Source organism: Burkholderia sp. KL41, from assembly GCF_057005415.2.
In genome coordinates this window covers 2,009,159-2,029,119 of the sequence record NZ_CM174446.1, presented here as the reverse complement: position 1 = coordinate 2,029,119, position 19,961 = coordinate 2,009,159, and the positions used below count along the sequence as shown (strand labels likewise).

Here is a 19,961-nt window from a genome sequence, read left to right as displayed (position 1 = left end):
ACCTCACGACCTCACGACCTCACGAACTCACGACCTCACGACCCTCTCGACACGACATGACGCACTCCGCCCTTCGTCCGATCCTGATCGTCCTGCACCGCGAACAGTCGAGCCCCGGCCGGATCGGTCGGCTGCTTGCCGCCCGCGGCCATCCGCTCGACATTCGTCGTCCGCCGCTCGGCGATCCGCTGCCGGCGACGCTGGCCGACCACGCGGGCGCGGTGGTGTTCGGCGGCCCGATGAGCGCCAACGACGGCGATCGCTGGATTCAGGATGAAATCGACTGGATCGGCGTGCCGCTGCGCGAGGCGGCACCCTTTCTCGGTGTCTGCCTGGGGGCGCAGATGATGATCCGCCACCTGGGCGGCCGCGTGATCGCGCATCGCGACGGGCGCGCGGAAATCGGTTATTGGCCGATCGCCGCGACGCCCGCCGGCCGGCGTCTCGGGTCGTGGCCGTCGCACGTCTACCAGTGGCATCGCGAGGGCTTCGAACGCGTCGCCGGGCTCGAGATCCTCGCGACCGGCGAGCACTTCGAGAACCAGGCCGTGCGCTACGGGCCGCGCGCATACGGCGTGCAGTTTCATCCGGAAGTGAGCTATCCGATGATGCGGCGCTGGAGTACGGCCGCCGCGCACAAGCTGTCGGCGCCCGGTGCGCAGGATCTCGCGACGCAGGCACGCGAAGGCCGGCGGCACGACCGCGCGACGGCCGCGTGGCTCAGCGCGTTTCTCGACCGCTGGCTCGACGACGCGCCCGCATCAGGTCGGCACGGTCACGTCGGAGATGCTGATCAGCCCCCACTCGACCGCGCGCAGCACGGCTTCGTGCCGACGTGACACGTTGAACTTGCGGCGGATGTTCATGAAGTGGAAATTGATGCACGACTCGGTCACGTTCAGGATGTGGCCGATTTCCCACGACGTCTTGCCGGCCGCGTGCCAGCGCAGGCATTCGACTTCCCGCCGGCTGAGCCGCGGCACGCTGTCGGGCGGTGCATGGCAGCGCGTGCCGGCGATCGCTTCGCACGCGACGTCGCGCAGCAGCGTCAGCGCCGCGAGATGGCGGTCGCAGTGCTCGCGCGTGGCGGCGAGCTCGTCGGTGCTCGCACACAACAGCATGCCGACCTCCCCCTTCGCGCCGCGCACCGGCAGCACGACGCCGCTGCGCATGCCGTATGCGGCCGCCGCTTCGTAACACGGGCGCTGCTCCGGCAGCGCGAACAATGCGTCGTCCCAGACGAGCGGCAGTGCCGAACGGAAGCAATGCCGCAGCATCGGGTCGACGCGGTCGAACTGGCGCTGCCGGTACAGCGCCGTCCAGCCGGGCACGCCGCTGCTCCATTTGCGCGCGAGATCGAACGACGCGCCGCTAAACGGCAACACGATCAGCACGACCTTGTCGAACCCCATTCCGGCGGCCGCGTCGGTCATTCTCTGCCATGACGCGTCCGTGTCGCCGGGTACCAACCATTTCAGACAATCCAGTCCATTCATACAAGCCACCCCGTTCGTTTAGTTGGAATCTGCAGCCAGGCGGACTTGCGCAACCGGTTCGAGACGTTGCGCGTGAACGGGCCGCGCTAGACCGCCTCGGCCAGACGTCGCCGGCCTGCCTGCCTCGCGTCGTCGAGCGACGCCGTCACGTCGAACGGAATGCCGAACGCCTTTTCGATACCGGATGCGTTCGCGATGGCCGCTTCACGCTCGGCCGGGTCCGGTTCGATCGTGATGAGCGCACGGCAGACCGCGGCGAGCGCGGCACGGTTCTGCTTGAGCCACATGCCGCGTTCCTTGCGGTCGTCGTGCGCTTCATCCGGGCGGGCCGGCGGAAAGATCATGACAAACGGCTCGCCGTGCCGCATCAGCGCGTGCATGTCGTCGAGCCAGCGCTGTGCGTAGCCGGCGGATGCGATCGCGTCGTTGCGCACGACGACGAACGGAAATTCCGCGACGTCGAACACGGCGAGCGTCGCCAGGTCGGGGGGCATGGCACCAGCGTGGTGGGTGGGCATCGGGTCAACCTCCATCGAATTGAACAGCATGGGTCGGAACGGGCCGCGCAGCGCCCGCTTCATCGTTTCGCGGCGGCGCCGGGGCCGAACGGCGGACGGGCGAGCCAGACCACCGCGATCACGGCGAGATACACGCAGCCGAGCGCGAACGAAACGTCGTTGAACGAGATCTGGTACGCCTGCGCATCGACCAGGTTGCCCAGCAGCGTCGCCGCGCGCTGCGGATCGCCGCCGCCGAGCCGCGCGACTTCGGCGCGCACGGCGGGATCGAACGCGCTCACGTGCTCGCTGAGCTGCGCGTGGTGCAGGATCGCGCGCCGGTCCCACAGGAACGACGTGATCGACACCGCGAAGCTCGCGCCGAGCGTGCGCAGGAACGTCGACAGGCCGGAGCCGGCGGCGATCTCGTCCGGCTTCAGGTCGGACAGCAGGATGCTGTTGATCGGCATGATGAACAGTGCGAGGCCGAGGCCCTGCAGCAGCTGGATCAGCGCGATGTGCGTGAAGTCGATGTCGGGCACGAAACCCGCGCGCAGGAACGACGACGTGCCGAGGATCGCGAACGCGCAGCACACGAGCGCGCGCATGTTGAAGCGCGGCGCGTACTTGCCCATGAACGGCGTCATCAGCACCGGGATCACGCCCATCGGCGCGACGGCGAGCCCGGCCCAGAACGCGGTGTAGCCGAGCGTGCGCTGCAGCCACTGCGGCACGATCACGTTGACCGCGAAGAACGCCGAATACGCGAGCACGAGCGTCAGCGTGCCGGCCGCGAAGTTGCGATGCGCAAAGAGCCGAAGGTTCACGATCGGGTTCGGCTCGTTGAGCTCCCAGATCAGGAACAGCGCGATGCCGAACGCGGCGACCACCGACATCACGACGATGAACGTCGAGTTGAACCAGTCGGCTTCGTTGCCCTTGTCGAGCACGATCTGCAGCGCGCCGACGCCGACGATCAGCGCGGCGAGGCCCACATAGTCGACGCGCGCGGCAACGGTCGTCTCGACGCGTGCGCGCATCTGCGCGAACACGCACAGCGCGGCGAACACGCCGATCGGCAGGTTGATCAGGAACGCCCAGCGCCACGAGTAATGCTCGGTGACCCAGCCGCCGAACACGGGCCCCGCGATCGGCGCGACGACCGTGACCATCGCGATCATCGACAGCGCGAAACCGCGCCGCTGCGGCGGATAGATCGACAGCATCAGCGCCTGCGTGGTCGGGATCATCGGCCCGGCCACCAGGCCCTGCAGCGCGCGGAACGCAACGAGCTGCGGCAGGTTTTGCGCGAGGCCGCACAGGAGCGACGCGAACGTGAACGCGAGCGTCGCCCACACGAACAGCCGCACCTGCCCGACGCGCTTGACGAGAAACCCGGTCAGCGGCAGCGCGATCGCATTGCTGACCGAGAACGTCGTGACGACCCACGCGCTCTGCGTCGTGCTCACGCCGAAGTTGCCGGCGATCGTCGGCAGCGACACGTTGGCGACAGTGCCGTCCAGCACCTGCATGAACACCGCGAGCGCGAGGCCGAAGGTCGTGAGCCCGACGCTCGACGGTCGAAAGCCGCTGTCGGCGGCCGCCATCGGGCCGCTCATCGCACCGTCTCCGCGCGCGCTGCCGACGGCAGGTTCGCATGGATGACGTCGGCGATCAGGCTGTCGGCGCGTGCCAGCTCGTCGCGGTACACGTCGGTGCGGAAGACCGGCGCGCGCTGCTCGCGACGCGACAGCATCGCGCCGCTGCGGTCGTGCTGGTCGACGCGTGCGTGCATCGACAGGCCGATGCGCAGCGGATGCGCGTCGAGCTGGGCCGGCTCCGTCAGCTCGATGCGCACCGGCAGCCGCTGCACGATCTTGATCCAGTTGCCGGTCGCGTTCTGCGCCGGCAGCAGCGAAAACGCGCTGCCGGTGCCGACGCCGAGGCTTTGCACGCGGCCGGTATAGCGCACCGCGTCGCCGTACAGGTCGGCGGTCAGTTCGACCGGCTGCCCGATGCGCATGTGTTCGAGCTGCTTCTCGGTGAAGTTCGCATCGACCCACAGCTCGCGCAGCGGCACCACCGCCAGCAGCGGCACGCCGGGCGACACGCGCTGCCCGACCTGCACCGTGCGCTTCGCGACATAACCGGTGACGGGCGTGACGACGTCGGTGCGTGCATGCGCGAGGTACGCGGCGCGCAGCCGTTCGGCCGCGGCCTGCACGTCGGGATGCGACGCGACCGCGGTATCGTCGATCAGCGCCTTGCTCGTCTGGTGCTGCTCGCTCAACGTGGCGAGCGCGCTTTGCGCGGCCGCGTACGCGCTTTGCGCGGAGGTCAGCGTGTCGCGTGCATGCGCGAGTTCCTCGCGTGAAATCGCGCCGGAGCGGCCGAGATCCTCGCGGCGGCTGTAGTCGGCCTTCGCCTTGTCGAGCGCGGTGCGTCGCGAGTCGAGTTCGGCGCGTGCGCCGTCGATGCTGTTTGCCAGCCCGCGTTCGTTGCTGTACAGGCCGCGCACCTTGCGCACCGTTGCCGCGAGATCGGCCTGCGCGGTCGCGAGCGCGATCTGCGCGTCGCTCGGGTCGAGGCGTACGAGCGGCGTGCCGGCGCGGACGAGGTTGCCGTCGTCCGCGTCGATCGACACGACGGTGCCCGTCACCTGCGGCGTCAGCTCGACGACGTTGCCTTGCGCGTATGCGTTGTCGGTGGATTCGTACCAGCGTCCGACGATCACGTACCAGATGCCCCAGCCGAGGATGCCGAGCGCGAACACGGCGACAAGCGCACGCACCAGATGCTTGCGCCGTGCCGGCGGTGCGGGCGGCGTCGCGGGTGCGGCACCGCCGGATGCCGGTGGCGTGCGGGTGTCCGGCCCGCCCGGCGCGCGGGGTGCGCCGGTGTGGTCGGCCGCCGGCTGCTGGCGGGCGCTGGCGGAATCGGCGGCGGCCGGCCGCGCGGGAGTCTGCAGGGAGTTGTCGCTGCTCATGGTTCGATATCAAGGACGTTGGGAAGGAGTGGCGGCGAGCGCGACGTCGTCCGGCTCGGCGCGAAAGCCGCCGCCGAGCGCGGCGACGAGCTGCAGCGACTGATCCGCGCGCTGCGCGCGCAGCGCGGCGACCTCGCGGCTCGCGACCAGCAGTTGCTGGCGCACGACGAGCGCGTCGAGGTAGCTGCCGACGCCGGCCCGGTAACGCGCGTCCGCGAGCCGCCACGCATCGGTGGCGGAGTCGAACGCACGCTGCTGCGCATCGGTCTGCACGGCGAGCGAATCCAGCCGGTGCAGATCGTCGGCCACCTCGCCGATCGCACCGATCAGCGTCTTGTTGTAACCGGCGACCGCGAGGTCGTATTGCGCGTCACGCCGGCGCAGCACGCCGCGCCGCTCGCCGCCGTCGAAGATCGGCAGGCTCACGGCCGGGCTGACGTTGTAGGTGCGCGATGCCGCCTGGAACAGCGATGCGCCCCCGCGCGTCGCGAGCCCGATCAGCGCGGTGAGACTGACGTTGGGCAGGAAATCCGCACGGGCGGCCGCGACGTTGCGGCTGGCCGCCTCGACCCGCCAGCGCGCGGCGACGAGGTCGGCGCGCCGGCCGAGCAGCGCGGCCGGGAGGTCGGCCGGCACCGCGAGCGCGGCGGTCGGCAGCGGCGCGGGCCGCACGAGCGCAAGGCCGCGGTCGGGGCCGGCGCCGAGCAGGATCGCGAGCGCGATGCGCGCACTGTCGATTGCCTGGGCCGTGCGTGCCTGCTCGCGCGTCGCGGCCGCGACTTCGCTTTCCGCCTGGCGCTGTTGCGCGACGTTGTCGATGCCTTTCGTGACGCGCTGGCGCGTGAGCGTGAGCGCTTCGTCGGCGCGCGCGTATTCGGCCCGCGCGACGTCCTGCTGATCGAACGCATACGCGAGATTCACGTAGGCGCGCGCAACGTTGACCGACAGCAGCACGCGTGCGGCCTGCGCATCGATTTGCGCGGCGCGCGCTTCGCCGAGCGCGGCTTCCCACGCGGCACGGCGCCCGCCCCACAGATCGAGATCCCAGCTCAGGCCGAGATTGACTTCGCGCGTGTGGCTGAAGAAGCCGCCGCCCTCGCCCGACGAAAACTGGGTGCCGGACAGCCGCTCGGCCTTTGCGCTCGCGCGGCCGTCGAGATGCGGCAGCCGCGCGGCCCGCGCTTCGATCACCAGCGCTTGCGCTTCGCGTGCGCGCGCATCGGCGGTCGCGAGATCGGGATTGCCGGCGAGCGCCTCGTCGATCAGCGCGCTCAGTTGCGCATCGTTCAGCGCGCGCCACCAGTCGGCGGCCGGCCAGTCGGCGGCGGGCACATGCGCGAGGCTGCGCGATGCGGCGAGCGTATCGGCGCCGCGCAGCGTGCCTGCGGGTGCGAGCCCGTCGCGGCTCGCGCACGCGCCGAGCACGACGAGCGCGGCGGCGGCGGCGATTCGCGACATGACGCGCAGTGCGCCGGCATCGCGTGTCCAGGGAGCAAGTGCTGCATGCATCGCATTCCTCTGCTTCGTATCGGTTTGAACACGACACGCATTGTTGGACGCCCCCGGGCAAAGCTGATAATGTTGTTTAGACAAAAAATAATGAATTCCGGCCATGCCCATCCGAGACACTTCTCCACCGCGCACCCTGCAGCGCGCCGATTCCGATCCGAGCGAACGCGAGGACGGCCCGTCACTGATCGCCGTCTGGGGGGAGGACGACGGCAGCAACACGTACCGGCTCGGCACCCGCGAGGTCGACTGGCACAGCCATCTGCGCGGGCAGGTGTTCTGCGTGGAAAGCGGTTTCGCGCACGTGCGCACGCCGCACGGTTCGTGGCTGTTGCCGCCGCATCGCGCGGGCTGGATTCCGCCCGGCGAGCAGCACAAGGTCAGCATCAGCGGCGCGTTGAGCGGCTGGAGCGTCGTGATCGCACCGGCCGCAAGCCGGCGGATGCCGGGGCAGCCATGCGTGATCGCGATCACCGAGCTGATGCGCGCGCTCGTGCGGCGCGCGGTGTCGTGGGCGGACCAGGACAGGCTCGACGTCGAGCAGGCACGCATCAGCGTCGTGCTGCTCGACGAGATGCGCCGCGCGCCGCACGAGCCGCTGCACCTGCCGATGCCGCGCGACCGGCGGCTGCTGCGCATCGCCAACGCGATCCTCGGGCAGCCGCACGACAGCCGCACGCTCGAAGCGTGGGCCGAATGGGCCGGGCTGTCCGCCCGCACGCTGAGCCGGCTGTTCGTCGCCGAAACCGGCACGAGCTTCGCGCAATGGCGCCAGCAGGCGCGCCTCACGCATGCGCTCGAACGTCTCGCGAGCGGCGATAGCGTCGCCAACATCGCCGACGCGCTGGGCTATGCGACGCCGAGCAACTTCATCGCGATGTTCCGCCGCGCGTTCGGCGATTCGCCCGCGCATTACTTCGCGAAGCGCAGGCAGCCGTAGCGCGGTACGGCCCTGCCCCTATCACCCCTGCCAGTACAGCACCCGCATCGACGTCGCTATAGTCGCCGTGCGACCGGCCGGTCGGTCGCTCAATGTGACTTGTGGAGGGTGTCGATGTCGAATGCCGTTGGGTCGGACCACACGCCGATCGTCTCCGAGCAGCAGCTCGCCGATCATCTGGCCGCCGGCTGCAAGCCGGCCGTGCAGTTCCGGATCGGGACCGAGCACGAGAAGTTCGTCGTCGCGCGTGCGACGCACGCGGCCGCGCCTTACGACGGGCCGTCGGGCATCGCCGCGGTGCTCGCGGGGCTGCAAGGCGACGGCGCGCCGATCGTCGATGCCGGGCGGATCGTCGGCGTGATCCAGCGCGACGGCGCCGCGATCTCGCTCGAGCCGGCCGGCCAGCTCGAACTGTCGGGTGCGCCGCTCGAAACGCTGCACGATACGCATGCCGAGCTGCATGCGCATCTCGCCGCGGTGCGCGACGCGTGCGAACCGCTCGGCCTGCGTTGCGCGCCGCTGGGGTTTCACCCTCACCTTGCGCGCGCGGCACTGCCGTGGATGCCGAAGCAGCGTTACGGGATCATGCAGCGCTACATGCCGCGCGTCGGGACGCGCGGGCTCGACATGATGCAGCGCACCTGCACCGTGCAGGTCAACCTCGATTTCGCATCGGAAAGCGACATGGCGCGCAAGATGCGCGTGTCGCTTGCGTTGCAGCCCGTTGCGACCGCGCTGTTCGCGAACTCGCCGTTTGCCGAAGGCAGGCCGACCGGCCTGCTGTCGACGCGCGCGCACACGTGGCTCGACACCGACGAGGATCGCTGCGGGGTACCTGCGCTGTTCCTGTCGCGCAGCTTCGGCTTCGAGCGCTACGTGAGCTGGCTGCTCGACAACGTGCCGATGTATTTCGTGCGGCGCGGCGACCGCTATGCGGACGCGACCGGATGGACGTTCCGCGATTTCATGCGACGCCGCATTCCGCATCTCGAGGGCGAGACGCCGACCCTCGGCGACTTCGCCGACCACCTGACGACGGTCTTCACCGAAGTGCGGCTCAAGCGCTACCTCGAGATGCGCGGCGCCGATGCGGGTTCGCCCGCCATGATGGTCGCGCTGTCGGCATTCTGGACCGGCCTGCTGTACGATCCGACCGCGCTGTCGGAGGCGGAGACGCTGGCCGCCGCGATCGACCGCGGCGCGCTGCTGACCCTGCGGCGCGACGTGCCGCGTTTCGGGCTCGGCGCGTCGGTCGACGGCCGCCTGTTGCGCGCGTTCGCGGCCGATGCGCTCGCGATCGCGCATCGCGGCCTGCGCGCGCGGGCGCGCAGGGATGCGGCCGGCCGCGACGAATCCGTGTATCTCGCGCCGCTCGACGAGATCGTCGCCGGTGCGCCGACCCAGGCCGAGCACTGGCTTGCCCGCTATCGCGACGCGTGGGCCGGCGACGCGACGCGGATCTACGACGAAGCCGAAACCTGACCGCGTCGCGCGGGGCCGCTCATGCGCAGCACGCGAGGAGCGGCTCGTGCGCGAACTCGACGTCCGGCGCCGGCGCATGGCCGCGCCGGCGCGCACGAACCGCGTGCGCGAGCGTCTCGAGGAGCTGCGTGGTATCGGCGAACGAGAGGCACGCGTCGGTGATGCTCTGCCCGTAGCGCAGCGGCACGCCGGGCACGAGGTCCTGGCGCCCTTCGATCAGGTTCGACTCGACCAGCACGCCGACGATGCGCGTATCGCCGGCCGCGACCTGCGCGGCGACGGCCGTGCCGACACCCAGCTGATTGCGGAACTGGCGGCGGCTGTTGCCGTGGCTGACGTCGATCATCACGCGCGGCGCGCAGCGTGCGGCCGCCATGCGTTCGCATGCGGCATTCACCGCGGCCGCATCGAAATTCGGCTCGCGCCCGCCGCGCAGCACGACGTGCGTATGCGGATTGCCGGGCGAGGCCGCCGCGCATAGCCGGCCGCCCGTGTCGACCGACAGGAAGCGATGCGCGCGTGCGGCCGCGCACATCGCATCGACGGCCACCTGGACATTGCCGTCGGTGCCGTTCTTGAAACCGATCGGGATCGGCAGCGACGACGCCAGCTCGCGATGCACCTGCGATTCCACGGTGCGGGCGCCGATCGCCCCCCATGCGACCAGGTCGGCGAGGTAGCGCGGCGACAGCGGATCGAGAAACTCGGTCGCCGCCGGCATCTCCGCGCCGTTGATGTCGCACAGCAGCGCGCGGGCCGTATGCAGCCCCGTGTCGATCCGTTCGCTGCCGTCCAGCAGCGGGTCGTTGATGAGCCCCTTCCAGCCGACCGTGGTGCGCGGCTTCTCGAAGTACACGCGCATCACGATTTCCAGCTCGTCCGCGAAGCGCGCGCGTTGCAGCGCGAGCCGTGCCGCATAGTCGCGCGCCGCGGCCGGGTCGTGCACCGAGCACGGGCCGGCGATGACCACGAGACGGTCGTCGGTGCCGTTCAACACGTCGACGATCGCGTGGCGAGCCAGGTGAACCGTGCGCGACGCGCGCAACGCAGGCTGCAGCGCGCCGGCCAGGTCCGCGGGGGACGGCAGGTGCAGCTCGGCGTCACGGTTCGTCGTCCAGGTATTCGCATGCATGGGGACTGCCCTCCTGTCGATAATTCGGGGGATTTTTTACTACAGCGCGACTGTATTGAATGGCGCTTTCCGTGCGCAACTAACATAGTTGCCAGTTTCTAATTCATAACCTTATGAATGACAGAAATAAGCAAGGCGACCGGAAATTCAGGCATTGGGTTTGCCTGATTTTGAGACACGCCACTGGCCGGGAATGCGATTTTTTATTCTCGGTTCCGGAGCATTTTATGACGCGCGGATGCCGATTGTTCAACCTTTCGAAGCGGGTTGCTATTCGTTCTGATAGTGGCGTCGCGATAGGCGTTCAATTAATTTTCAGATTCCTGACAGGCCGATCAGGTTCATATATATAAATCAACCCAGTCATTGCGGAGAATCACCATGTCGAAACGTCATTATGAAACGCCGATTCACGTCAAGTATCGCGATACCGATTCGATGGGCCATGTGAGCAGTCCCGTCTATTACGACTATCTGCAGCATTCCTATCTCTGCTACATGTTCGATCTCCTCGGCCTGCCGCGAAGCGAGAAGCTGCCGCACATCATGGTGAAGACGCAGTGCGAGTACCTCGCACCGGCGCAATTCGGCGACAACCTGACGATCCGGTCGAGCATCGTGCGTTTCGGCAGCAAGAGCTTCGATCTCGAACACCTGATGGAACGCGACGATCAGACCATCGTCGCGCGCGGCATGTCGACGCACGTGATGTTCGATTACGCGAACAACACGACGCAGGCCGTGCCCGACGAGTTCAAGGCGCGCGTGCTCGAATTCCAGGGTTCGCTGTGATGCGCGCGCGCCATTTCGGGAGCGACACGTGAGCGCCGCGGTGGCGCGCGCCCGGCGCCGGATCGGTGCGATCGTCGAGCGCCGTGACGACCGCGCGATCGTCATCGTCCGGCATGCGGCGCAGGCGTTGCTCGAGCCGGCCGCGCTCGACCGGCATCGTTCGCTCGTCAGCCGTCACGAGGACGAACTCGAGGTGCTGCTGCAGCCGTGCGGCGGTGCGCACGACGGCGTGCGCCCGCTGCTCGGGCGGCTGCGGGATGCCGGCGTGACCGTCGCGCTCGACGCGGCGACGCTCGCTCACGACGCGTCGCTGCTCGAGTTCGCGAGCTGGGTCACGCAGTGCGCGACGCCCGGCGACACGGCGCAGCCGCGCGACGATGCAGCCGTGCCGGGCGGCGGGCTGTTCTGCGGCCTGGTCGTGCGATGGCGCGACTTGCGCAACGGGTGGCGGCGGCCGGAACGCGACGACGCGCCCGAACGCACGCCGCAAACGATCGCGGCGGATGCGGCCGAGCACATCGCGGCCGGCGATCCGGACGGCCAGGTGCTCGGCGTGCTGCTCGACGCCGACGACGCGGCCACCGACGCGGCGCTCGACACGTTGTCGGACGCGGTACGCGCGCGGCGGATCTGCGCGGCGACGCGGGCCGGCTGGCCGCTTGCGCGACGGTTATGAGCGCCGTCGCCACGGCGGTCGACGTGCGTGCCCTGCCCGACCGCGCGTTCCTGGTCGGCATGATGGGCGCGGGCAAATCGACGCTCGGCCGCGCGCTCGCGGCATCGCTCGGCTGGACGTTCGCCGACAGCGATGACGAGATCGCGCGGCGCACCGGCCGCTCGGTCGCCGAGCTGTTCGACAGGGTCGGCGAAGGCGGCTTTCGCCTGCTCGAAACGCAAATCGTCGACGAACTGACGCAGCGCCCGAACGTCGTCGTGGCGACCGGCGGGGGCGCGGTGCTGAATCCGCGCAGCCGCGCGCGCCTGAGCGAGCGCGGCTGCGTGATCTACCTGCATGCGGACCCCGATGCGCTGTGGCGCCGCACGCGCGATGACACGCGGCGGCCGCTGCTGCAGGTGGCCGACCCGCGGCAAACCCTCGCCGCGCTGTACCGGATGCGCGACCCGCTGTATCGCGAATGCGCACATGCGTTCGTCGACACGACGGCGCAGGACGTCGCGCGCGCGACGGCCGACGTGTTGACGGTGCTGCTGGCTCGGATCGATGCGCCGGATTGACGGCGCGTGCGACGGACGTTCGCTCCCCTGCCCCCCGAAGCGATGGCGGGACGCATGGGCGCGGCGCGAACTTCGAGTATCCGACGCGTTTTCGAAACGGCGAGTTTGGATTTTCAATCGTGTTGTTGTGATAAGAAAAGTTATCTCGATGATGTGGTAGGGAACGGAAAAGCGCCGGCAAGGCGTCGCTGGAACGTGCGCCATTTCACGCCGGATTTCCTGGCCTGCGCTTCCACCGGAGCGCCATTTCCGCGGCACGGCCGGATGTGCGTCAGCATGCCGCCGATACGCGTCGTTTCGTCCGCTTTCCGGAGCTTTCCGGAGCACCTCGGGAATGAATTGCGGCTGCCTGCCTTGACGAATTGGCGCATCGTCTCCGGCGAGGTTCGCGGGTCCCGCTGCGCGTGCGGAGTTCGTCGACAACTGCGCTTCGCGCCAACGGGCGACAACTGCCCTCCATCGCATTTGTTCCCGAGACGCAAGACTGTTGCGCCACGGTGGGTGTTCGAGATCGTGACCGGCGTGTCTACAGTGAGCCCATCGGATTCATCGATCCGTTCGGCACTGAAGCCGGGAACCCATCACCTATCGAGGCAAATCATGAGCGCATCCAAGGTCATCATCGTCACCGGCGCATCGCAAGGCATCGGCGCGGAAACGGTCAACGCATTCCGGGCGCGCGGCCATCGCGTCGTCGCGACGTCACGTTCGATCGGCCCGTCAAACGATCCGGATCTCGTCACCGTCGCGGGTGACATCGGCGATCCGGCCGTCGCGCGGCGCGTGGTCGACGCGGCCATCGAGCACTTCGGCCGCGTCGACACGCTCGTCAACAACGCCGGCGTGTTCATCGCGAAGCCGTTCACGCGGTACACCGCGGACGACTATGCGCAGATCACGAACGTCAACCTGAGCGGTTTCTTCCACGTCACGCAGCATGCGATCGCCGCGATGCAGAAACATGGCGGCGGCCACGTGGTCAGCGTCACGACGAGCCTGGTCGATCATGCGAACAGCAACGTGCCGTCGGTGCTCGCCTCGCTGACGAAGGGCGGATTGAATGCGGCGACGAAGTCGCTCGCGATCGAGTATGCGAAGGCCGGCATTCGCGTGAATGCGGTGTCGCCCGGCGTCATCAAGTCGCCGATGCATGCGCCCGACACGCATGCGACGCTTGCGTCGCTGCATCCGGTCGGCCGCATGGGCGAGATGAGCGACGTCGTCGACGCGATCCTGTACCTGGACTCGGCACCGTTCGTCACGGGCGAGATCCTGCACGTCGACGGCGGCCAGAGCGCCGGGCATTGAGTCGCGGCGTCGAAACCGCGAGCCGGCGCGCCTATCGCGATGCGCCGGCCCGTTTGGCGCGCGTCCCGACCGGCTGCCTGGCCGGCTCGCGCGCCAGTTGCTCGACGAGAAAATCGACGAACACGCGCACGCGCGACGACAAAAAACGCGCATGCGGATACAGCAGCATGAAGGGCCGCGACCGGCCGCCGAGGCCGGGCAGCACTTCCACGAGCGTGCCGGCGTGCAGATCCTGCTCGACGATGAAGCGATAGGTCTGGAACAGGCCCGCACCGCTGCGCGCGAGCGTCACACCGCCAAGGTAGTCCCCCGACGTTCCGTAGCTGCCGGTCGTCGTGACATCGACTTCCTCCGCCCCATCGTTGAACAGCCAGGGAATCGGCCGCCCGCTGCTCGGCAGCTCGAACTGGATGCATTCGTGCGCATGCAGATCGTCGATGGCGGCCGGCAGGCCCGCGCGCTTCAGGTAGCCGGGCGTCGCGACGACCACGAGTTCGGCGTCCTCCAGCTTGCGCGCGACCAGGTTCGAATCGGCCGGCGCGCGCCCGCGAATCGCCAGATCGTAGCCTTCCTCCGCGAAATCGATGTTGCGGTTGCTCAGGTGGGTTTCGACGCGCACGTCCGGATACCGCTCGCGAAATGCCGGCAGCAGCGGCAGCACGCGATAGTGCCCGTACGGTGTCGGCATGCTGATCCGCAGCAGGCCGGCGGGCGTGGCCTGCTGGCCGGTTGCCTCGCGCTCTGCGTCGACGAGTTGCGCCAGCGCGTCGCGGCATTGCTCGAAGTAGCGGCGGCCGGGATCGGTCAGGCGGATCTGGCGTGTCGTGCGCACGAACAGCCGCACGCCGAGGCGCTCCTCGAGCCGCGCCACCGACCGGCTGACCGCGGCCGGCGTGACGCTCGCCGCGTTTGCCGCGAGCGTGAAGCTGCCGAGTTCGGCGGCAAGACAGAACAGCTCGATGCTGCCCAGCAGCAGATCGTCGAATTGTCGTTGCATGGTTCCTGCGGTCTCCGGCGGATGGCGCGCGATGGAGCGACGAGTGTGCATGAATCCCGTGCGGGAAACCAGCGGGCGCGCACGGCGAGATTCGTTACACCGCGTCGTGAATCAATTGCGCGACCGACATTTACCGGCTTCGGTCGCGTGACTACAGTGACTCGCAGGCAGTACCGACCGCCCGACCCTTTTCCCGCAAGGAGCATGACATGACCGTCGAACAGAAGCTGGCCGACCTCGGCCTCGCGTTACCCGAACCGCCGAACCCGCTCGGCAGTTATACGGCCGTCAGCGAAGCGGGCAACCTGCTGTTCGTGTCGGGACAACTGCCGCTCGTCGACGGCAAGGTCGCGTATACCGGCCGCGTCGGCGAACGGTTGAGCGTCGACGACGGCAAGCATGCCGCCCGGCTCGCGGCGCTGAACGTGCTCGCGCAGATCCGCCGGCACCTGGGCGGCTTCGAGCGCCTGAGCAAGATCGTGCGCGTCGAGGGGCACGTCAGTTCGGCCGACGGTTTTTTCGGGCAGCCGGCCGTGATCGACGGCGCGTCGGACCTGTTCGCCGCCGTGCTGGGCGACAAGGCGGGACACGCGCGCTCGGCGTTCTCCCAGCGCCAGTTGCCGGCCGACGCGGCCGTGATCCTCGTCGTGATCGCCGCGATCGATCCTGCGTGACGGTTCGGCCGCCCGGCAGGGCCGCAAACGGCCTCCCGCGCGCTATACGGCCGTCAGCGACGCCGGCACGCCGCCTTTCCGAATCAGCACGTCGGGCGTCAGGCCGCTGCACCGTTCGACGCCCAGCATGGCCATGTTCCGGTCCACTTCGTCGCGCAGCAGCCCGATCGCGTGCATGACGCCGGCTTCACCGGCCACGGCCGCCGCGTAATTGAACGGCCGCCCGACGAACACCATGCGCGCGCCCATCGCGACCGCTTTCAGCACGTCCGACCCGCGCCGAAAGCCGCTGTCGATCATCACCGGATAGTCCGCGCCCAGCGCCCGAACCACGTCGGGCAGGATCCGCATCGGCGAGACCGCGCCGTCAAGCTGGCGGCCGCCGTGGTTCGACAGGATGATGCCGTCGGCGCCGGCGTCGCGGGCGATGACGGCATCGTCCACGCTGAGGATGCCCTTGATCACCAGCTCGCCCTTCCATTCCTGCCGGATCCGTTCCAGGTGGCCCCAGTCGAGATGGTCGCGGGCCGAGAAATCCCGCTGCACCGTGGACGACAGGATCGGCGCGCCGCGGGTGGCAAAGGAGTTCTCGAAATGCGGCATGCCGTGCGCGAGCAACGTCCGGGCGAAGGTGCCGGCGAGCCAGCGCGGGCGCACGATGCCGTCCCAGAACAGGCGCGGCCCGGGGCGCAGCGGCGTGGTGAAGCCGGTCCGCACGTTGTTTTCGCGATTGGCGGACACGGGGATGTCGACCGTGATCACGAGCGTCCGGTAGCCGGCACGCGCCACGCGTTCGAGCAGCGCGCCGATGCGGCCTGCGTCCCCGGGCAGGTATGCCTGGAACCAGGTTTCCGGCGCGGCGGCGGCGACCTCCTCCAGTGGAATGAGCGACGAGCCGCTCATGATCGACGCGATGCCCGCGCGCTGTGCGGCACGCGCCAGCACGATATCGCCGCGATAGGCCGACAGCGCATGGATTCCCATCGGCGCGATGCCGAACGGCGACGCATAGCGTCGTCCGAACAGCTCGACGCCCTGCTCCCGCTGCGAAACGTTGCGCAGCACGCGCGTCGCAAACCCGTATTCGTCGAACACGGCACGATTGTCGTCGCGCGTGCGGTTGTCTTCCGCGGCGCCGCTGACGTAGCCGAAGATCGGGCGCGGCAGCGCGCGGCGTGCCGCGGCTTCGAAATCATGGAGGCACAGCATGTTTCGCAGCACGCGCGGCATGTGCGGCGTGCGCGTATCGGCCAGGGGGCGGCTTGTTCCGGAAACGGATGAGGCGGAAGGAGTCATGTCTGAAGCCTGTTTTCGAATCGATGGCGGGATTTTAGGTACGCGCGGCGTGCTTAAAAAGCGATAATCTTCCAATGAATTTGTTCGATAAAAGCGAAAGACAATGGCGACCCCGACTCTCAAGCAGCTCGACGCGTTCTACTGGGCGGCGACCTGCGCAAACTTCTCGACCGCTGCGCAACGGCTGCACCTGTCGGTGTCGTCGCTGTCCAAGCGCATCAACGAACTGGAACAGGTCGTCGAACGCACGCTGTTCGACCGGAGCGGCCACCGGGCCGTGCTGACCGACGATGGCGAGGCGCTGCTGCCGGCCGTGGTGCGGGTGCTCGAGTCCGTCGCCGCGCTGCAGGAATCGGTTGCCAGGGATGAAGGGTTGAGCGGCCGGCTGCGCTTCGGCGTCGGCGAACTGTCGGCGCTGACGTGGCTGCCGCGCTTCGTGGCGGCGGTCCAGAAGCAGCACCCGAAGCTGGCGCTGGAGCCGTATGTCGACGTGGGCGCGGCACTGGAGGAGAAAGTCGATGCCGGTGAACTGGATTTCGCGGTGATCGCCGGCCGGTCGTCGCGCAGCAGCGTGCTGTCGCAGCCGGTGGCGGAAGCGCGGTTCGCATGGATGGCGGCCGAGGCGCTGGTCGGCCGCGAGCGCGTCCTGACGCCGGCGCTGCTCGCCAGCCATGCGCTGGTGCTGCTGCCGTCCGGTTCGGGCGTGACACGTATTCTCGACGACTGGCTGCTCGCGTGCGGCGTCAATCATGCGCGCAGGATCGAGTGCAACAACTGGAGTGCGGTGGCCGGCATGCTGGGCGAAGGCGTCGGCATCGGCTTCCTGCCGGTCGACTGGGCACGCGCGCGGCCGGGCGGCCATCTCGTGCAGCTGACGAGCGAGCCGCCGCTGGCGCCGCTTCAATATGCGTTCCAGTGGCGCCGCGGCGACGTGCGCGGGCTGATTCCGTCGATGCTGTCGCTGGTGCGGCATTACGCGGACTTCCGCTGAACCCGTGCTTGCCGCCCGGCGTCAGGCCCGGGCGATCGCGACGATGCGTACCGTCGTCACGCTTCGTCGATGCGCGAGACCTGCTTGGGATCGGGCATCCACAGGTAGCACAGCAGCGACACGAGCACGCACGCCGACACGTAGTAGAAGAACCACGCTTCGTGTCCGATGCTCTTCATCCACAGCGCGACGTATTCGGCCGTTCCGCCGAACAGCGACACCGTGATCGCGTACGGCAACCCGACGCCCAGCGCGCGCACGCCGACCGGAAACAGTTCGGCCTTGGCCACGGCGCTGACCGACGAATACAGGCTGACGATCAGCAGCGCGGCGACGATCAGCGCCAGCGCGGCGCCGGTTGTCTGAACGCCGCGGAGCGCCTGGAAGATCGGCACGGTGCAGAGCGTGCCGAGTACGCCGAACGCGATCAGCAGCGGGCGACGCCCGACGCGATCGGACAGGCTGCCGAAGATCGGCTGCATCGCGACGAATGCCAGCAGGCTGATCACGGAGACCATCGATGCGTCGGCCTTGCTCATCCCCGCGCTGTTGACGAGGAATTTCTGCATGTACGTCGTATAGGCATAAAACGCGACCGTGCCGCCGAGCGTCAGGCCGGCCACGATCAGGCACTCGCGTTTGTGGTGGAACAGGTCGGCGATCGACGCGTGGCGGCGCTTGCTGCGGCGGTGCTGCTCGAACGATGCCGTTTCCTGCATGTTGCTGCGCAGGAAGATCGCGCTGCAGGCCAGCAGCGATCCGAGCAGGAACGGGATGCGCCATCCCCAGCTTTCGAGTTGCGCGGTGGTCAGGAAAAACTGCTGCAGCACGACCAGCACACCCATCGCGAGCAACTGGCCGAGCGACAGGGTCGCGAACAGGAAGCTCGAATAGAAGCCGCGCCGGGATTTGTCGGCCATCTCGCTCAGGTACGTTGCCGAACTCGCGTATTCGCCGCCGAGGCTCAGCCCTTGCAGCAGTCGCGCGAAGACCAGGAGCACCGGCGCGGCAAGGCCGATCGTGTCGTAACCGGGGGTCAGGCCGATGATCAGCGAGCCGACGCACATCGCCAGCACCGAGACGAGCAGCGCGGCCTTGCGGCCGTTGCGATCCGCGTACAGGCCGACGAGCCAGCCGCCGATCGGCCGCATGACGAAGCCGACGGCGAAGATGGCCGCCGTGTTCAGCAACTGCACGGTCAGGTTGCCGTTGGGAAAGAACGCCTTCGCGAAATACAGCGAAAACGCGGAGTACACGTACCAGTCGTAATACTCGATGAGGTTGCCTACCGATCCGCTGAAGATGGATCGAAGGTTCGCGAGGGTTCCGGTCGGCCGGGAATCCGTGGCCGTTGCAAGAGGGCTGACGCGCGACACGTAATGTCTCCGTTTCGATTGTGCTCGTGATCCGTGCAAGTGCCGGCCGTGGGCGGGCCGCTTGCGATCGGGTGTGGCAAGGTTAGAAGAGACGTTGCGTTGTAGAAAGCGAAATAATGACAAGGAGCCTGTTCGCTTTATGGAAAGTCAGGCCGGCAACTCCCCGCTTCCGTGTCTGTTTCGGCGTCGTTCCGTGTTCCCCGGTTATCAGGGATCGATCGCCGGAAAGGCTTGTCCTGAAAGGCGCTCCGCGTTCCGGATACATTGAAATACAAAATATCGTATGCGATTTAATCGAATGCGCTTGACGCGAGTGGGCGACAAGACCAAACTGCGTCGCATGCGATCGAATCGCATCTGAGACAAACCTCAACTGACGGAGCAAATGATGAGCAAGATCGAACACGTGCTGTACACGGGCAAGACGCATACGACTTCCGGCGGCCGCGACGGCGCCGCACGCAGTTCCGACGGCCGCCTCGACATCCAGTTGTCGTCGCCGGGCAGCGCCGGCACCGGCACCAATCCCGAGCAACTGTTCGCGGCGGGCTGGTCGGCCTGCTTCATCGGCGCGATGCAGCTCGCGGCGCGTGCCGCGAAGGTGACGTTGCCGGCCGATCTCGCCGTCGACGCCGAAGTGGACCTCGGCACCGCCGGCAACGCGTACTTCCTGCAGGCCCGGCTGAACGTGAGCGTGCCGGGGCTCGATCGCGACGTCGCCCAGCGCATCGTCGATGCCGCACACCAGACCTGCCCGTATTCGAAGGCGACGCGCGGCAACATCGACGTCGACATCCGTATCGCCTGAACGTGCGTCGGGCGGCCCGGCGCCGCCTGACCGAATGCCCGGTTCTTTTTCTTTTTTTCGAGGTGAATGATGAATACCCGATTGATCGCCGCCCTTCTCGTCGCTGTTTCGGCCGCCGCCGCCGCACCGGCGTTCTCCAGCGAAGCCACCGTGACGCGTGCGCAGGTGCGCGCCGAACTTACCCAACTGCAACACGTCGGCTACCCGCTGAATCGCGCGGCCGACGCAACCTATCCGGACGATCTCCAGGCCGCACTCACGCGGATTGAGGCGGCCGATGCGGTTGCCGGCAACGACCGGGCGTCCGGCTACGGCGGCAACGGCGATGCGGCCACGCAATCGGGCCGCCGGCATGCAGTCAGCGTGGCCGACCGCTCGGTGTATTTCGGACATTGAGCGTGCTGCGCCGTCCGTCGAAACGCGAACCCTGAATCCCTTCCA

The 19,961-nt window shown here is 68.3% G+C and carries 20 protein-coding genes; 11 read left to right on the top strand and 9 right to left on the bottom strand.

Translation table 11 applies throughout. The features are described 5' to 3' along the window. The first annotated feature begins 56 nt into the window (after positions 1-56). On the top strand, positions 57-839 hold the full coding sequence (locus PQB87_RS09445; protein WP_063803054.1) for a glutamine amidotransferase: 783 nt from the start codon (positions 57-59) through the stop codon (positions 837-839). Here the strand turns inward: PQB87_RS09445 and PQB87_RS09440 are convergent. From PQB87_RS09440 to PQB87_RS09420, 5 genes are all read right to left on the bottom strand, one after another. Then, the gene (locus PQB87_RS09440) at positions 762-1,433 is read right to left on the bottom strand and encodes an autoinducer binding domain-containing protein (protein WP_042975904.1); all 672 of its coding nucleotides are present in this window, start codon (positions 1,431-1,433) and stop codon (positions 762-764) included. The genes PQB87_RS09445 and PQB87_RS09440 overlap by 78 nt on opposite strands. A 149-nt stretch (positions 1,434-1,582) precedes the next feature. Next, positions 1,583-2,077, bottom strand: a complete 495-nt coding sequence (locus PQB87_RS09435; RefSeq protein ID WP_225723178.1) for a hypothetical protein — start codon at positions 2,075-2,077, stop codon at positions 1,583-1,585. Beyond that, the gene (locus tag PQB87_RS09430; RefSeq protein WP_489241537.1) at positions 2,074-3,612 is read right to left on the bottom strand and encodes a DHA2 family efflux MFS transporter permease subunit; all 1,539 of its coding nucleotides are present in this window, start codon (positions 3,610-3,612) and stop codon (positions 2,074-2,076) included. The genes PQB87_RS09435 and PQB87_RS09430 overlap by 4 nt, the downstream gene beginning before the upstream one ends. Beyond that, positions 3,609-4,979: an HlyD family secretion protein gene (locus PQB87_RS09425; protein ID WP_111940264.1), complete on the bottom strand. Its 1,371-nt coding sequence runs from the start codon at positions 4,977-4,979 to the stop codon at positions 3,609-3,611. The genes PQB87_RS09430 and PQB87_RS09425 overlap by 4 nt, the downstream gene beginning before the upstream one ends. A gap of 9 nt (positions 4,980-4,988) precedes the next feature. Next, positions 4,989-6,437 (bottom strand): efflux transporter outer membrane subunit, encoded by a 1,449-nt coding sequence (locus tag PQB87_RS09420; RefSeq protein ID WP_226127202.1) that lies wholly within the window; start codon positions 6,435-6,437, stop codon positions 4,989-4,991. 154 nt (positions 6,438-6,591) lie between these two features. Between PQB87_RS09420 and PQB87_RS09415 the strand changes: the two genes are divergently transcribed. Next, the gene (locus PQB87_RS09415) at positions 6,592-7,428 is read left to right on the top strand and encodes an AraC family transcriptional regulator (protein WP_060317777.1); all 837 of its coding nucleotides are present in this window, start codon (positions 6,592-6,594) and stop codon (positions 7,426-7,428) included. Between the two features lie 114 nt (positions 7,429-7,542). Continuing rightward, entirely contained in the window at positions 7,543-8,910 is a 1,368-nt protein-coding gene (locus PQB87_RS09410) for a glutamate--cysteine ligase (RefSeq protein WP_175926258.1), read from the top strand. A 19-nt stretch (positions 8,911-8,929) separates the two neighbouring features. Here PQB87_RS09410 and PQB87_RS09405 read toward each other — a convergent pair whose 3' ends face one another. Further along, a complete protein-coding gene (locus tag PQB87_RS09405) occupies positions 8,930-10,042 on the bottom strand; it encodes a 3-deoxy-7-phosphoheptulonate synthase (protein WP_063803055.1) in 1,113 nt (370 codons plus the stop codon). 381 nt (positions 10,043-10,423) lie between these two features. Here PQB87_RS09405 and PQB87_RS09400 point away from each other — a divergent pair, with 381 nt between their 5' ends. From PQB87_RS09400 to PQB87_RS09385, 4 genes are all read left to right on the top strand, one after another. Then, positions 10,424-10,834: an acyl-CoA thioesterase gene (locus PQB87_RS09400; RefSeq protein WP_021159585.1), complete on the top strand. Its 411-nt coding sequence runs from the start codon at positions 10,424-10,426 to the stop codon at positions 10,832-10,834. A 28-nt stretch (positions 10,835-10,862) separates the two neighbouring features. Next, positions 10,863-11,510, top strand: coding sequence for a hypothetical protein (locus PQB87_RS09395; RefSeq protein WP_489241532.1), 648 nt, complete (start codon positions 10,863-10,865; stop codon positions 11,508-11,510). Next, complete coding sequence (locus PQB87_RS09390) at positions 11,507-12,070, top strand: shikimate kinase (protein WP_174416109.1); 564 nt, start codon at positions 11,507-11,509, stop codon at positions 12,068-12,070. Before PQB87_RS09395 ends, PQB87_RS09390 begins: the two co-directional genes overlap by 4 nt. 600 nt (positions 12,071-12,670) lie before the next feature. Next, positions 12,671-13,378, top strand: coding sequence for an SDR family NAD(P)-dependent oxidoreductase (locus PQB87_RS09385; protein ID WP_489241530.1), 708 nt, complete (start codon positions 12,671-12,673; stop codon positions 13,376-13,378). A 31-nt stretch (positions 13,379-13,409) separates the two neighbouring features. Here the strand turns inward: PQB87_RS09385 and PQB87_RS09380 are convergent, their stop codons facing one another. Continuing rightward, positions 13,410-14,375 carry a LysR family transcriptional regulator gene (locus tag PQB87_RS09380; RefSeq protein ID WP_489241528.1) on the bottom strand — a complete coding sequence of 322 codons (966 nt, stop codon included), beginning with the start codon at positions 14,373-14,375 and terminating at the stop codon, positions 13,410-13,412. Between the two features lie 209 nt (positions 14,376-14,584). Between PQB87_RS09380 and PQB87_RS09375 the strand changes: the two genes are divergently transcribed. After that, positions 14,585-15,049: a RidA family protein gene (locus tag PQB87_RS09375; protein ID WP_060063129.1), complete on the top strand. Its 465-nt coding sequence runs from the start codon at positions 14,585-14,587 to the stop codon at positions 15,047-15,049. 42 nt (positions 15,050-15,091) lie between these two features. Here the strand turns inward: PQB87_RS09375 and PQB87_RS09370 are convergent, their stop codons facing one another. Then, positions 15,092-16,279 (bottom strand): alpha-hydroxy acid oxidase, encoded by a 1,188-nt coding sequence (locus PQB87_RS09370; RefSeq protein WP_489242841.1) that lies wholly within the window; start codon positions 16,277-16,279, stop codon positions 15,092-15,094. Between the two features lie 169 nt (positions 16,280-16,448). On the opposite strand from PQB87_RS09370, the gene PQB87_RS09365 reads away from it, so the two are divergent. Further along, on the top strand, positions 16,449-17,336 hold the full coding sequence (locus PQB87_RS09365) for a LysR family transcriptional regulator (protein WP_027787364.1): 888 nt from the start codon (positions 16,449-16,451) through the stop codon (positions 17,334-17,336). Positions 17,337-17,392: 56 nt separating this feature from the next. Here the strand turns inward: PQB87_RS09365 and PQB87_RS09360 are convergent, their stop codons facing one another. Beyond that, positions 17,393-18,712, bottom strand: a complete 1,320-nt coding sequence (locus PQB87_RS09360) for an MFS transporter (RefSeq protein ID WP_027787365.1) — start codon at positions 18,710-18,712, stop codon at positions 17,393-17,395. A 388-nt stretch (positions 18,713-19,100) separates the two neighbouring features. Between PQB87_RS09360 and PQB87_RS09355 the strand changes: the two genes are divergently transcribed. Then, the gene (locus tag PQB87_RS09355) at positions 19,101-19,520 is read left to right on the top strand and encodes an organic hydroperoxide resistance protein (protein WP_042975135.1); all 420 of its coding nucleotides are present in this window, start codon (positions 19,101-19,103) and stop codon (positions 19,518-19,520) included. A 69-nt stretch (positions 19,521-19,589) separates the two neighbouring features. Further along, positions 19,590-19,916 carry a DUF4148 domain-containing protein gene (locus PQB87_RS09350; protein WP_301863673.1) on the top strand — a complete coding sequence of 109 codons (327 nt, stop codon included), beginning with the start codon at positions 19,590-19,592 and terminating at the stop codon, positions 19,914-19,916. Positions 19,917-19,961: the final 45 nt, after the last annotated feature.